General features: G+C 73.0%; 14 protein-coding genes. 5 read left to right on the top strand and 9 right to left on the bottom strand.

Translation table 11 applies throughout. The annotated features are described in order from the left end of the window. Position 1 precedes the first annotated feature (1 nt). Positions 2-1,312 (bottom strand): lipase family protein, encoded by a 1,311-nt coding sequence (locus ACLJQM_RS46575; protein WP_410636472.1) that lies wholly within the window; start codon positions 1,310-1,312, stop codon positions 2-4. A gap of 166 nt (positions 1,313-1,478) precedes the next feature. Between ACLJQM_RS46575 and ACLJQM_RS46570 the strand changes: the two genes are divergently transcribed. Then, positions 1,479-2,225 carry an ATP-binding protein gene (locus ACLJQM_RS46570; RefSeq protein ID WP_410636471.1) on the top strand — a complete coding sequence of 249 codons (747 nt, stop codon included), beginning with the start codon at positions 1,479-1,481 and terminating at the stop codon, positions 2,223-2,225. 644 nt (positions 2,226-2,869) lie between these two features. Here the strand turns inward: ACLJQM_RS46570 and ACLJQM_RS46565 are convergent. Beyond that, entirely contained in the window at positions 2,870-3,031 is a 162-nt protein-coding gene (locus ACLJQM_RS46565; protein WP_410636470.1) for a hypothetical protein, read from the bottom strand. Between the two features lie 347 nt (positions 3,032-3,378). Between ACLJQM_RS46565 and ACLJQM_RS46560 the strand changes: the two genes are divergently transcribed. Then, positions 3,379-5,019: a beta-1,3-glucanase family protein gene (locus ACLJQM_RS46560; protein WP_410636469.1), complete on the top strand. Its 1,641-nt coding sequence runs from the start codon at positions 3,379-3,381 to the stop codon at positions 5,017-5,019. Positions 5,020-5,061: 42 nt separating this feature from the next. On the opposite strand, the gene ACLJQM_RS46555 is transcribed toward ACLJQM_RS46560, so the two are convergent. Continuing rightward, entirely contained in the window at positions 5,062-5,238 is a 177-nt protein-coding gene (locus ACLJQM_RS46555; protein WP_247024481.1) for a CsbD family protein, read from the bottom strand. A 136-nt stretch (positions 5,239-5,374) separates the two neighbouring features. On the opposite strand from ACLJQM_RS46555, the gene ACLJQM_RS46550 reads away from it, so the two are divergent. After that, positions 5,375-5,512 (top strand): hypothetical protein, encoded by a 138-nt coding sequence (locus ACLJQM_RS46550; protein ID WP_410636468.1) that lies wholly within the window; start codon positions 5,375-5,377, stop codon positions 5,510-5,512. A gap of 57 nt (positions 5,513-5,569) precedes the next feature. Further along, positions 5,570-6,220: an SGNH/GDSL hydrolase family protein gene (locus ACLJQM_RS46545; RefSeq protein ID WP_410636467.1), complete on the top strand. Its 651-nt coding sequence runs from the start codon at positions 5,570-5,572 to the stop codon at positions 6,218-6,220. A gap of 21 nt (positions 6,221-6,241) precedes the next feature. On the opposite strand, the gene ACLJQM_RS46540 is transcribed toward ACLJQM_RS46545, so the two are convergent. The 5 genes from ACLJQM_RS46540 to ACLJQM_RS46520 form a co-directional block, all read right to left on the bottom strand. Beyond that, a complete protein-coding gene (locus ACLJQM_RS46540) occupies positions 6,242-6,910 on the bottom strand; it encodes an ABC transporter substrate-binding protein (protein WP_247024484.1) in 669 nt (222 codons plus the stop codon). Positions 6,911-6,937: 27 nt separating this feature from the next. Continuing rightward, positions 6,938-7,303 carry a hypothetical protein gene (locus ACLJQM_RS46535; protein ID WP_247025177.1) on the bottom strand — a complete coding sequence of 122 codons (366 nt, stop codon included), beginning with the start codon at positions 7,301-7,303 and terminating at the stop codon, positions 6,938-6,940. Positions 7,304-7,340: 37 nt separating this feature from the next. Then, the gene (locus tag ACLJQM_RS46530) at positions 7,341-7,709 is read right to left on the bottom strand and encodes a roadblock/LC7 domain-containing protein (RefSeq protein WP_247024485.1); all 369 of its coding nucleotides are present in this window, start codon (positions 7,707-7,709) and stop codon (positions 7,341-7,343) included. Positions 7,710-8,507: 798 nt separating this feature from the next. Then, positions 8,508-9,743 (bottom strand): acetyl-CoA hydrolase/transferase family protein, encoded by a 1,236-nt coding sequence (locus ACLJQM_RS46525; RefSeq protein WP_410636466.1) that lies wholly within the window; start codon positions 9,741-9,743, stop codon positions 8,508-8,510. Positions 9,744-9,769: 26 nt separating this feature from the next. Continuing rightward, the gene (locus ACLJQM_RS46520; protein ID WP_410636465.1) at positions 9,770-10,609 is read right to left on the bottom strand and encodes an SDR family oxidoreductase; all 840 of its coding nucleotides are present in this window, start codon (positions 10,607-10,609) and stop codon (positions 9,770-9,772) included. Between the two features lie 115 nt (positions 10,610-10,724). Between ACLJQM_RS46520 and ACLJQM_RS46515 the strand changes: the two genes are divergently transcribed. Further along, positions 10,725-11,309 (top strand): TetR/AcrR family transcriptional regulator, encoded by a 585-nt coding sequence (locus tag ACLJQM_RS46515; RefSeq protein ID WP_410636464.1) that lies wholly within the window; start codon positions 10,725-10,727, stop codon positions 11,307-11,309. Here the strand turns inward: ACLJQM_RS46515 and ACLJQM_RS46510 are convergent. After that, positions 11,306-12,175, bottom strand: coding sequence for an AraC family transcriptional regulator (locus tag ACLJQM_RS46510; protein ID WP_410636463.1), 870 nt, complete (start codon positions 12,173-12,175; stop codon positions 11,306-11,308). The two genes, ACLJQM_RS46515 and ACLJQM_RS46510, sit on opposite strands and share 4 nt — an antisense overlap. Positions 12,176-12,243 lie beyond the last annotated feature (68 nt).

The following is a 12,243-nucleotide window of genomic DNA, read 5'->3' as shown; positions in this document are numbered from 1 at the left end:
CTCAGGCGGGCTTTTCCGGGGCCAGCGAGTTCCCCGCCGGGATGTGCCCGCAGTTCGACGGCGCGGGCTTGCCGGCGAACCGGTCGGCGAGCCAGCCGATCGCCGCGGGCGCCCACGCCGCCGCGCCGCCGACGTGGCTGAGCGCGTCGTACTGCACGTACTTGATGGTGTCGTTGCCGGTGGCGCAGTACTGCCGGGCCAGCGCCCGCACGTCACCGGCGACCATCACGCCGTCCCCGGTGCCGATGCCGGGCAGGGTGCTCGTGGTGCCTTCGAGGAACCCGGCGTTGCCCTGGGCGATGAAGCCCGGGACCGACGGCGTCGGCGCCGAACCGATGTTGACCTTGTTCACCGCCGCGACGAACGGCGGCACCGAATTCGGGTTGGCGTACTCCGGTTTCACGAGCTTCTGCCACGTCAGCCCCGGGTACCGGCCCAGCGCGGTGATGATCGACGCGTGCTCCAGCTCGTCGAGCACCTTGAGCCCGTACTCGCTCGCGTACGGCCGCAGGTCGATGCCGAAGCCGCGCGCGACGCCGACCAGCGCCATCGGGATGACCCCGGACCACACCGGGCTGCCGCCGACGTACTTGAGGTTGTGCGCGGGGTCGACGAGCACCCCGCCTTCGGTGAACCCGACGAGGTTCTTGTTCACCTCGGGCGCGTAACCCGGCGCGAGGGCGGCCGCCCAGCCGGTCGCGATGGCCCCGCCGGAGTAGCCGAGGAGGCCGAACTTCGTGCCGCCGTCCATGCCCGTGGCGGCCGAGCTCGTCGCGGCGCGGATCGAGTCGAGCGTGGTGGTGCCGTACTCCGGCCCGGCGGCGAAGTCCGCGGTCTGCCCTTCGGTGTCCGGCACGACGACGTTGTAGCCCAGCAGCAGCGACGGGAGCAGCAGCAGCGACTCGCCGTTGGGCAGCAGGCCGCCGAGGGTGACGTCGCCGGCGATCGCGCGTGACGGCGCGTCGGCGGGGTCGAGCGAGTCGTAGGCCGACTGGTAGGAAACGGCTTTCGTGCGGTCGCCGGTGATGCTGCGGACCACCGAGGTGACGTTGGCGGCCGGGCGGCCCTGCGCGTCGGTGGTGCGGTAGAGCAGCTGCACGGCTTGCACCGGCGTGGCGAGGCCGACGACGTGGTAGGCCAGGGTCCGCGTCTTGAGCACGGTCCCCGGTGCGAACGACGACAGCGGCGCGCCGCCGTCGTAGGAGTAGAAGGAATCGGACGACGCGGCGGCGGCCGGCGTCGCCGCAGCGGCGGCGAACACGAGCGCGAGCGCGGCGGCGAGGGCCGGGAGGCGAGCGGGCTTTCGGATCATGACTCCCCTTTGAATCATGAAGTGGATCACACGACGGCGGTAACCTACCAGCGAGTAGGTGTGGTGTACAGCCGCGTACACGATCCTCACCCGCCCGTGGAGGACTACCGCGGGCGACGGTCCGGACCTAACGTGGCGATACCGGGTTCTCGGCGGAGGAGAGACGATGCACGGCACGCTCGACCTCGAAGTCGCTGCCCGGCCGCACTACACCCTCGTCACCGTGACCGGCGGCCTCCACCTCGGCAGCTACCGGCGCCTGCGCGACGGCCTGCTCCAGATCGCGGCGGACGGCCCGGACGCGGTGATCGCCGGCGTCGGCGACCTCGACTTCAGCCCGGTCGCCCCGGTCGGCGTCTTCGCGCTCGTCGCCCGCCGGATCCGGCTCTGGCCGGGCATCCCGCTCGCACTGGCCACCGGCACCCCCGACCACGCGCGCGCGTTGCGGGAGCACGGCATCCACCGCGAGGCCGCCCTCGGCGAGGACGTCCCCAGCGCCGAGCGCGCACTGGGCAAACCGGCCCGGCGCCAGGCGGAACTGGTGCTGCCGCGCAGCAGCGAAGCCCCGGCGATCGCCCGCGCCGCGGTGCGCCGGGCCTGCGCGGAGTGGGACGTCACGCACTTCGTCTACGACGGGATCTTCGTCGCCGGCGAGCTCGCGACGAACGCGGTCCAGCACACCGAGTCCCCGGCCACCCTCCGCCTGGACCTGCGCCACGGCCGCCTGACGATCGCGGTACTCGACGACGACCCCCACCCGGCGGTGCTGCTACCACGACCACGGCCGGGCGCCGCCGGCTTGGGCATGCACCTCGTGGCGCACTCGGCCCGGCGCTGGGGCAGCAGCCCGCGGTGGTCGGGCGGGAAAGCCGTCTGGGCGGTCTTGACCACCGAACGCCACGCGCCGGGCTGAACCCGTCAGCACGGCCACAACCCGCGGCCACGGCTGAGCGCCGCCGGCGGCCTCGGCACGCACCGCGCGGCGGCGTTATTTCCCTGCCCCGATCGCGGCCGAGTACCGCCCGCCTGGACCCCGCACCTCGCGGCGCACTCCGCGCGGCGGTGTCGTTACCGCTACCCCGACCGAGTACCGCCGATCTGGGCCCGCACCTCGCGGCGCACTCCGCGCGGCGCCGGGGCAGCAGCCCGCAGTGGTCCGGCGGGAAAGCGTCTGCCACACGCCCGCCTGAGCCCACCGTCAGCACGGCTCCGGTCCATCGCGACCGGCTTCGCCCGCACCGGGCACGGCCGGATCGCCCCGCTCCCGCAGTCGAGCCGCGCCCACACCGTCTTCCCGAGCACAGTGCTCCGCACGCCCCCTTCCGCGAAGGTCGCGCACCAGAAGCAATCCGCGGGCTCTCGGCCCCTCGTTCGCCCGCCACCGGGCGGCCGTCGCGGTCACCGTGACCGGGCCGGCGCCGTGAGTCGCGCGCTCGGTCACCACCACGTGCACCGCCCACAAGTGGTCCGCGCCCAGCCGGGGCAGCGTCCGGGCGGCCTCCCGCCGCAGCGCGCCGGGCGGTGGCGGCTCGAACACCAACGCCGGCCCCGGTGCGCTCATCCCAAGCCCCGCACCGCTTCGGCCACCGTCGCGAACCCGCGGACCTGCTCGCCGGGCCAGAACAGCGTCAACGCGACCGAAACCGGGTGCGGCGGGACCACCAGGCACAGCCGGCCGCCTTCCACGCCGGCGCGGCCCGCGCCAGCGCCCGGCCGCAACTGCGCGCACCCGACCGAGAGGATCTCTCCCGCCGGAGGGCGGCGGACTCACGCCGGCGCGAGGACATGCGGCCGGCGCCGCGGTCCGCACGACGGCACCTGGCCCGTCACGTCCCAGCCAAGCACGCCGGCGGGCGGCCCGGAGCACCCGTGTCCACAGTGGACCATCACCGGACCACCGGGATCGGTGGTCCAGGCTACGAAAGGGCAGCGTCGGGGGCCGTCAGTACCCGCGCGGCCCGCCGGGTGTTGACCAGCCCCTGACCGCATACCTACGGTCCCCTCACTCTGTCCGGCGGACGCGCGGCGGCCTGCCGCGCGATCTCCGCCCTTCCCGAGGAGGTGCCATGCTGTCGAGGCGTACCTTCGTCACCGCGGGCCTGGTGGCCGCGGCGAGCACCCCGCTGTGGTCCGCCGCCACCGCGCCGCGCGCCCGCGCCGCCGCGGCGTTGCCGTTGACGCTCAAGAACAATTCGGGCAGCGGCACCGTCTACGCCTACATCAGCGGCGCCGACTCCTCGGGCCGCCCCGGCTTCGTCACCGCCGACGGCCGGTTCCAGGCGCTGCCCAACCCGTCCGCGCCGGTGACGCCGATCCCCGACTACGCCATCCCGCTCGGCGGCTCGGGTTCGCAGCTCACGGTGACGCTGACCGACTACCTGATCGGCGGCCGCGTCTGGTTTTCGGTCGACAAGAAGATCCAGTTCTTCGTCAACCCGGGCCCCGGGCTGGTGCAGCCGGGCTTCACCAGCTCGGACCCGAACTGGCAGACGAACTGGACGTTCTGCGAGTTCACCTACAACAGCGCGAACCTCTACGCCAACATCAGCTACGTCGACATGGTCGCGCTGCCGGTGTCGATGGCCACCACCGGCGCGGCGGGCTCGCAGTCGGTCAGCCCGCTGCCGAACGGCGCGCTCGGGAGCATCGCGGACGGGCTGCGCGCCCAGCACAACGCGGACGGCGCGCCGTGGGACCGGCTGGTCGTGACCGACGCGTCCGGCAAGGTGGTGCGGGTGCTCGCGCCGGGCCACTCCCCCGTCGACTTCGGCGGCTACTGGACCAACTACCTCAACGCCGTCTGGGACCACTACCGCACGACGCCGCTGACGATCAACGGCCAGGGCGGCATCGGTTCCTACACCGGGACGGTCAGCGGGGACGCGATCGTGTTCGGCGGCCTGAACACCAACGGCGTGCCGTTCACCAAGCCGAGCGCCATCGACATCTTCGGCTGCGCGAGCGGGCCGCTCTACAACTCGGGCGCGGACGCGCGCGGCGCCGTCGCCGCCCGGCTCGCCGCGGCGCTCAACCGCAGCAGCCTCCTGGTGGCCGGCGGCAACAACCAGCCCGACGGCGTCGCGCCCGCCAACTACTACAAGGACGCCACCACCAACCACTACGCCCGGCTGGTGCACCAGTACGCGACGATCGGCTACGCCTTCCCGTACGACGACGTGGGCCCGACCGGTGCCCAGCCCGTCGACGGCCACCTGCAGGACCCGGCCCCGACGTCGTGGACGGTCTCGCTGGGCCCGGGCGCGGGCGGCGGCACGACCCCACCCGCCGGTGGCGCCGTCAGCGCGTACTCGACGATCCAGGCGGAGGCCTACAACGCCCAAAGCGGCACGCAGAACGAGACCTGCGGCGACACGGGCGGCGGCGTCGACGTCGGCTGGATCGCGAACGGCGACTGGCTGAAGTACGCCCGCGTCGACTTCGGTTCGAGCTCACCGCACCAGTTCGTCGCCCGCCTCGCCTCCGGTGCGCCCGCGGGCGTCAGCGGCGCGATCAAGGCCCGGCTGGACAGCGTGACGGGCCCGGTGCTGGCCGAGATCGACTTCGCCGGCAACGGCGGCTGGCAGAACTGGCAGACCGTGCCGGCCAACGTCGTCGCCACGGCCACCGGCGTGCACGACCTGTACCTGACGTTCTCCGGCGGCGCGTCGGACTTCGTTAACATCAACTGGTTCACGTTCACCCGCTGACGCAGGGGTCCGGCCACGGTCGCCGTGGCCGGACCCGGCGGTTCAGTCGAGGACGCCCTTGACCGCGTCCTTCACCTTCTCGCCCGCCTGCTTGAGGTTGGCCTTGCCCTGCTCGGCCCGGCCTTCGGCCTGCCACTGCTCGTTGTCCGTGGCGTTGCCGAGCGCTTCCTTGGCCTTGCCCTTGAGCTCTTCGGCCTTGTTCTCCAGCTTGTCGTTCACCGTTGCCTCCCACCGTTTGGCGTCGCGGGTTTGCTACCCAGCGACTCCGCGGCCGAATCCGTTTGAGACGCCGCTCACCGGGGTAATCAGCGCCGCGGCGGAGCACCCGACGCGTCCGCCGGAGACGGAGCAGCCCGTGGTCCCGTTAGGTGTCGCCCTCGGTGCGGGCGGGCTGGTCCTCGGGGCCGGCGTCCTCTTCCTCCTCGGTGTGCTGCTGGTCGTTTCCGGCCTGGTGCTGCGCCTGCTCGCGGCCGGCCCCGGCCCCGTCGCCTGACTCCCATCCATCGCCCGGCCGGCTCCGAATGCCGGTGACCGCGATCAGGGAGGTCCCGTGCTGCTCGACGTAGCCGCCGCTGTGCTGCCCGGCGTCCGCCGGGTCCGCGCGCAGAAGGAACCGTTCGCCCGGGCCTGGGCGGAAGCCGAACGGGCGGCCCTCGGTTCGGGCAAGCCGCTGTGGGCCGCCCTCGGCGACTCGATGACGCAGGGCATCGGCGCCGAAACGGTCACCGGCGGCTGGGTCCCGCGCTTGAACACCCGCCTCGGCGAGCCGTTCGCGGTGGTCAACTTGTCGGCCTCGGGCGCCCGCATCGCCGACGTCCTGGACACCCAGCTGCCCCGGCTGGCGGCGCTTCCGGCACCGCCGGCCTTGGTGACGATCCTGGTGGGCGCGAACGACATGCTGACCCGGCCCCGCCGCCGAGGCACCCCGGCCCGCTTCGCCGAACTGCTCGCCCGGCTCTCGGCGGGCCGTGCGGTGGTCGCGACGCTGCCGCGGGGCAACGCGGAGGCCCGGGAGATCAACGCCCTCATCGAAGCGGCGGCGACCCGCGGGCGGGTCCACCTGGCCGAGCTGCGCGGCCCGGCACTGGCGCCGTTGCGCGGCAGCCTCGCGCGCGACTGGTTCCACCCGAACGACGTCGGCTACGAGCGGATCGCGGGCATCTTCGAGCCCCCGGTGCGCGCCGCCGTGGGGCTGGGATGAGTCGTTCGGGACACCGCCCGTTCACTGGGCCACTTCCACCTCCAGCCCCATCAACCGGACCGTCCGCTTGCGGCGCAACCACCCGCGCGCCGGCACCGCGTCCGGCAGCTCGTCGAGAAACGCCCGCCGCTGCGCCGAAGTCGCCGTCCGCCAGCGCATCGCCAGCACCGGCCGGACCGGCGCGATGAACCCGCGCACCCGTTCGTGCGCACCCGCCAGCCGAGCCTCGTACTGCTGATCCGGCCGGTAAGCCAGCTGCAGGTCGATCAACGGGTCGGCGCCGCCCGCCCGGTGGCGGCAGCGGGAAAGCCGTCGGGCGAGCTCGTCGATCGCGACCTGCACCAGGCAGGGCATCTGGTCCTGCCAGCGGCCGAGCCAGGGGGCGTGGACCGTCGCCGCGGTCATCTCGTCCGCGAGCACGATCAGGGCCCGGACCGCCGTGCCGGCGAGCTCGACGCGGATCCGCCGCCCGTTCGCGTCGACGAAGAAGTGCAGGACCCGGCCGGCCACGACGGCACCCGAGCGCAGCCCGACCCACTCCCCGACGGCGTCGGGCGAGGGGCAGGACGACACGAAGGTGAACGCGAGGTCGTCGCCGGCGAGGCTCATCGTCACCGGGAACAGGGAACCGAGGTCGTGCATGAACGCCGAGCCGATGACGAGTGCGGCGCGGGAGCCGCCTCCGGTCATCGCCGCCTCCTCCCGTGCGTGCGCGGGCTACACCTGCAGATCGGCTTCGATCCGTTTGAGGTAGTGGCGGGCCAGCGCCAGGTTCGCCCGCTCCCGGTCCAGCACCAGGTAGAGGAACAGCGAATTCCGCGAGGAGTTCATCAACCGGATCAGGTGGTACTGGCGGTGCAACGTGATCAGGATGTCCTCGATGGTGTCGTTGAGCGCCAGCGACGACATCACCCGCAGCTTCGACCGGACGACCTCGGTGTTCCCGGCGGCGGCGACGTCGAGGTCGAGCCACTCGCCGCCACCGCTGGTGCCGAGCGACATCCCGCTTTCGTAGTCGACGAGCGCGACGCCGACGGCGCCGGCGATGGACATGGCTTCTTTGAGGGCGGTGTCGATGTTCATCATCATGCTGCAACCTTTCCGTTGAATGGCTTCTCCGCTACGGGGCCAGGATCGTGCCGATGCGTTCGATGACCGGCCGGGCCTCGAACAGCAGGCGCCCGACGTTGAGGCCCTTGTCCCCCAGCACGACCATCAGCGCCAGCCGGCCCACGGCGTAGACGGCCATGTAGCCCTCGCTGCCGAACACGACGGTCTGGCTGAGCGTGCCCTTCCCCGTGAGTTCGGCCGCCTGGCGCGCGATACCCAGGTCGGCGGCGGCGAGCGCGGAGATCTTCGCCGGATCGAGGAGATCGTCCGCGTCGGCGATGATGGGTATCCCATCGACCGCGGCGAGCACCGTTCCGGTCACCCCGGCGACGTTTTCCCGGAGTTCGCGCAGCTGGGTGGCCAATGCTTCGAAATCCAAAACAGTTCTTTCTGGTTCATCAGCCATTCGGGTTTCTTCCGCCGAGCGACCCTACCGACATCGCTACTGCGCGCCAATACGCACGGCAACGCCCGCAGCACTACTACACGATCGAGTGAAACGGGGGTGGGTTCGTAACAGAATTGAGTAACCAAGGGGAATGGTGGGTCATTGATCACCGGATTCAGGAAATGGATGTTCACCATTCCCGCACGGGCGCGTGAAATGCCGCGACGCAGTCCGCCGGGAAGGGCGGCCGATCACCGGCACGTCCGACCGGGGCGCGGCACTGCGGCCCTCCGACGGCGCGGGGCCGCACCCCCACCACCCTGCGCGACGAAGCCCGAAGGCCTACGACAGCCCGAAACCCAGCTCCCGACCCCGCTCCCGCAACTCCGCCCGCGCCTCCAGGTGCGCGATCCGCTCCGGCCAGGACCACAGCAGATCACCGGCGCCGACAGCCAAGGCCCAGCACTGCCGCCAACCGAAGGGGCACGGCCGCCACTCGCGCGACGCGGTCCGGCGGGAACGGCCGCCGATCACCGGCGCCCACGACCCGGGCTTCGGACCGGCAAAGCCGACAGGGGTGCGGCCGCACCCCTGCGAAACGAACCCCCGGGCCCTACAGCAGGCCGAAACCCAACTCCCGGCCCCGTTCCCGCAACTCCGCCCGCGCCTCCGGGTGCGCGACCCGCTCCGGCAGGGACCGCAGCCGATCACCGGTGCCCACGGCCGATGCCTCATATCGGCAAAGCCGACAGGCGCACGGCCGCACCCTGCGAAACGAACCCCCAAGCCCTACAACAGCCCGAAACCCAGCTCCCGACCCCGCTCCCGCAACTCCGCCCGCGCCTCCGGGTGCGCGACCCGCTCCACGATCTGCCGCGCCTGCTCGCCGGCGTCGTGCCCCCAGATCGCCGCCACCCCGTGCTCGCTCACGAAGAAGCTGTGCTGGAACGAAGTCACCGGCCCGGCCAGCCGCGGCACCACGGTCGACACGTCCGCCTTCGGGTGCCACGACGGGAGCGCGATGATCGCCCGGCCGCCCGGGGAATGCAGGGCGCCGACCACGAAGTCCGTCTGCCCGCCGAAGCCCGAGTAGATCGCGCCGCGCACCCGGCTCGCGTTGGCCTGCGCGTACAGGTCGACCTCGAGCGCGCTGTTCACCGACACCAGCCGGCGCTGGCGGGCGATCACCGCGGGGTCGTTCGTCTTCTCCGTGCGCAGCAACCGGACCCGCGGGTTGCGGTCGACCCACCGGTACAGCTCCGCGCTGCCGAACACGAACGACGCCGTCACGAGCTCGGCCGGGTCGAGGGCGCCGGCGCGGTCGAGGGCGAGCACGCCGTCGCTGAACATCTCCGACCACACCGCCAGCCCGCGGCGGCCGGTCAGCGCGGCGAGCGTCGCGTCCGGGATGCCGCCGATGCCCAGCTGCAGCGTCGCGCCGTCGGCGACCAGCCCGGCCACCCGCTCGCCGATCTCCCGTGCGGTCGAGCCCAGCGGACGCGGCACGGGCGAGCGGAGCGGCTCCTCGGCTTCGAGCGCGTAGTCGATTTCGTCGACCGGCACCAGCCCGTCGCCGTGCGTGAACGGCATGTGCGGGTTCACCTGCGCGACCACGAGACCCCCGCGGGCGCGGGCGGCCTCGATCGCCGCGGGCAGGATGTTGACCTCGGTGCCCAGCGACACCACCCCGTCCACCGGCACCGACGTGTGCACCAGCACGACGTCCGGCGGCAGCGCCTGCTTGAGCAGCTGCGGCACCAGCGACAGCCGCGACGGGAAGTACCGCAGCCCGGCCCGCCCGCGCATCCCCGGCCCCACGAACGGGGTTTCGAGCAGCACCCCCGGCCGGTCCGGCAGGCCGTCCTGGGCGTTCAGCGCGAACAGCCGGTACTCCGCCAGCGCCGCGTCGAGGACGCCCAGCGCCCGCGACGGCGTCGCGAAGTTCCCGCTGACGACGACCCGCGGCACCGGCGCCGCCACCCCCGCCAGCACCGCACCCAGCTGCTCTTCCGAGAGAACGCGCATGCCGCCATCCGATCATGGTCCGGGCCTCAGCCCGGCATCGGCACCGCCTTCTCCGCCGCGCGGCTCACCCCCTCCCAGCCCGCCCAGGTGGCCATCCGCTGCCGCGAGAGGTCGAACGCGAGGTCGTAGACCATGCTGCCCAGCAGCAGCCGCAACGGCGGGTCGTCGCTCTCGACGAGCTTCAGCACGGCTTCGGCGGCCAGCCGTGGTTCGCTGTCGATCGAGCCCTCCGCCCACTGCTTCGCCAGCTCCTCCCGCAGCCCGTCGTACCGCGGTTCCGGCGTCGTGGCCGTGCTGCCGGCGTAGAGGCCGGTCCAGTAGCCGCCGGGCTGGACGATGGTGACCTTGACGCCGAACCCGGCGACCTCGGCGGCCAGCGCCTCGCTCATCCCTTCCAGCGCGAACTTGCTCGCACTGTAGAGGCCCGTGCTGGGGAAGCCGCCGAGCGCGCCGATGCTCGAGATCTGCAGGAGGTGCCCGCTCCCCCGCGCCCGCAGGTGCGGCACGACGGCCTGGCTCACCCAGAGCGCCCCGAAGAAGTTGACCTCCAGCTGCGCGCGGGCCTGGTCCTCGCTGAACTCCTCGACCATCCCGGTGTACAGCGCGCCGGCGTTGTTGACCACGACGTCGAGCCGCCCGAAGTGCGCGGCGGCGCGCTCGACGGCGGCGAAGACCGCCGCCCGGTCGGTGACGTCGAGCGGGAACGCGAGCAGCCGGTCCGGGTGCGCGGACGCGGTTTCCGCCAGCGGCGAGACGTCGCGGGCCACGCCGGCCACCCGGTCACCGGCGGCGAGTGCCGCTTCGGTGAAGGCTCGCCCGAGCCCCCGGCCGGCCCCGGTCACGAACCAGACGCGTGCGGTTTCCATCGTGCCCTCCTCTCGCGAGACGAACCGTCTCGTCTCACTGACCACAAGAGTGCCACCCTTCTGCGGCCGCCGTCAAGACGGTCCGTCTCGTCTTGCCGGGTGCTAGCTTGGGCGCGTGCCCGGCTCACCCGACCCCAGCCGCCGCAGCGAAACCGCGCGGCGCGCCATCCTCGCCGCCGCGCTGGACCTCGCCGGGAAGCTGGGCTACGCGAAACTCAGCATCGAAGGCATCGCCCAGGCCGCCGGCGTCGGCAAGCAGACGATCTACCGCTGGTGGCCGTCGAAGGGCGCGCTGCTGTTCGACGCCTTCCTGACGCTCGCGGGCGAAGGCGAGGACGCGGCCCTGCCCGACACCGGCGACCTGGCCGCCGACCTGAAACTGGTCCTGCGCGCCACGATCACCGAGCTCGGCGACCCGCGCTACGACCTCCCGATGCGCGCCCTGCACACCGAAATCGTCCACGACCCGGCCCTGGCGGCGGACTACGCGAAGCGGCTGGACGGCCCGATGCGCGACCTGAAGAAGGCCCGGCTCCGCAGTGCCCAGGAAGCGGGCGAACTGGCCGCGGACCTCGATCTCGACGTGGCCGTCGACCTGCTGTGGGGCCCGCTGCTCAACCGCTGGCTCCAGCGCACCGGCCCGCTGAACCCCGAATACACCGATCGGCTGGTGGACACCGCTTTGCGCGGCCTCCGCTAACGCGTCCGGAACCCGCCCGGCGCGACCCCGAACTGCCGCTTGAACGCGTGCGAGAACGCGAACGGCGACCCGTACCCGACCTTCGCGGCGATCGACGGCAGCGACAGCTCGGTGTCCTGCAGCAGGCGGGCCGCCGTCGTCAGGCGCCACCACGTCAGGTACGCCATCGGCGGCTGCCCGGTCAGCGCCGTGAACCGGCGCCCGAGCGTGGCGCGGGACAGCCCGACGCGGGCGGCCAGGTCTTCGGTCCGCCACGGGGCCGCCGGTTCCGCGTGCAGCGCTTCCAGCGCGGCGGCGATCTCGGGGTCGCGCAAGGCTTGCGGCCAGCCCCCGTCCGGACGCCCGGCCAGCCAGGCCCGGACGAGGTAGACGAGCAGCAGGTCCAGCAGCCCGGTCAGGACCGCGGCCGAACCCGGGCGCCGCTCGGTGACCTCGGCGCCGAGCAGGTCGATCGCCGCGCGCAGTTCGGGGTGGCGGCCGGGCTCGGCGGGCAGGTGGACGACTTCCGGCAGGCTCGCGAGCACGGGGTGGCGCCGCCCGCGGGCCAGCCGGTACTTGCCGCACAGGAACTCCGTCCGGCCGCCCGGCTCGTCGACGGCCGTCTCGAACGGCACCGCGCCGGCCGCGTCCGGGGTCGCCGACAGCGTGTGCGGGCTCCCGTGCGGGACCAGCACCGCGTCGCCGGCCCCGAGCGGCACGGGCGGCCCGCCGACCGGGACGAGCCAGCCGCTGCCGCGCAGCAGCACGTGGAACCCGGCGCCGTCGTAGGGCGCGAAGCGGTAGCACCACGCCGCCCCGGCGCTGAGCCGGTTCGACGTCGGCTGCCCGATCCGCACGGCGGCGATGGCGTCGCTGAGGAGGTCCACCCGCGTCAGTGTAGAGCCGATCGCGCATCGAATCGAGTCGTTCGAGCATTGGAACGCTCACCGCAGCG

The sequence above is a fragment of the Amycolatopsis sp. cmx-4-83 genome, assembly GCF_046548815.1.
GTDB classification, from domain to species: Bacteria; Actinomycetota; Actinomycetes; order Mycobacteriales; family Pseudonocardiaceae; genus Amycolatopsis; species Amycolatopsis pretoriensis_A.
The sequence above is the reverse complement of the archived record's forward strand: the minus strand, read 5'-3'. Positions and strand labels throughout refer to the sequence as shown.

Excerpts from the sequence above, each read along its gene's own strand:
- ACLJQM_RS46575 (WP_410636472.1), bottom strand. The coding sequence starts at position 1,312 with ATGATCCGAAAGCCCGCTCGCCTCCCGGCCCTCGCCGCCGCGCTCGCG.
- ACLJQM_RS46570 (WP_410636471.1), top strand. The coding sequence starts at position 1,479 with ATGCACGGCACGCTCGACCTCGAAGTCGCTGCCCGGCCGCACTACACC.
- ACLJQM_RS46560 (WP_410636469.1), top strand. The coding sequence starts at position 3,379 with ATGCTGTCGAGGCGTACCTTCGTCACCGCGGGCCTGGTGGCCGCGGCG.
- ACLJQM_RS46540 (WP_247024484.1), bottom strand. The coding sequence starts at position 6,910 with ATGACCGGAGGCGGCTCCCGCGCCGCACTCGTCATCGGCTCGGCGTTC.
- ACLJQM_RS46535 (WP_247025177.1), bottom strand. The coding sequence starts at position 7,303 with ATGAACATCGACACCGCCCTCAAAGAAGCCATGTCCATCGCCGGCGCC.
- ACLJQM_RS46525 (WP_410636466.1), bottom strand. The coding sequence starts at position 9,743 with ATGCGCGTTCTCTCGGAAGAGCAGCTGGGTGCGGTGCTGGCGGGGGTG.
- ACLJQM_RS46520 (WP_410636465.1), bottom strand. The coding sequence starts at position 10,609 with ATGGAAACCGCACGCGTCTGGTTCGTGACCGGGGCCGGCCGGGGGCTC.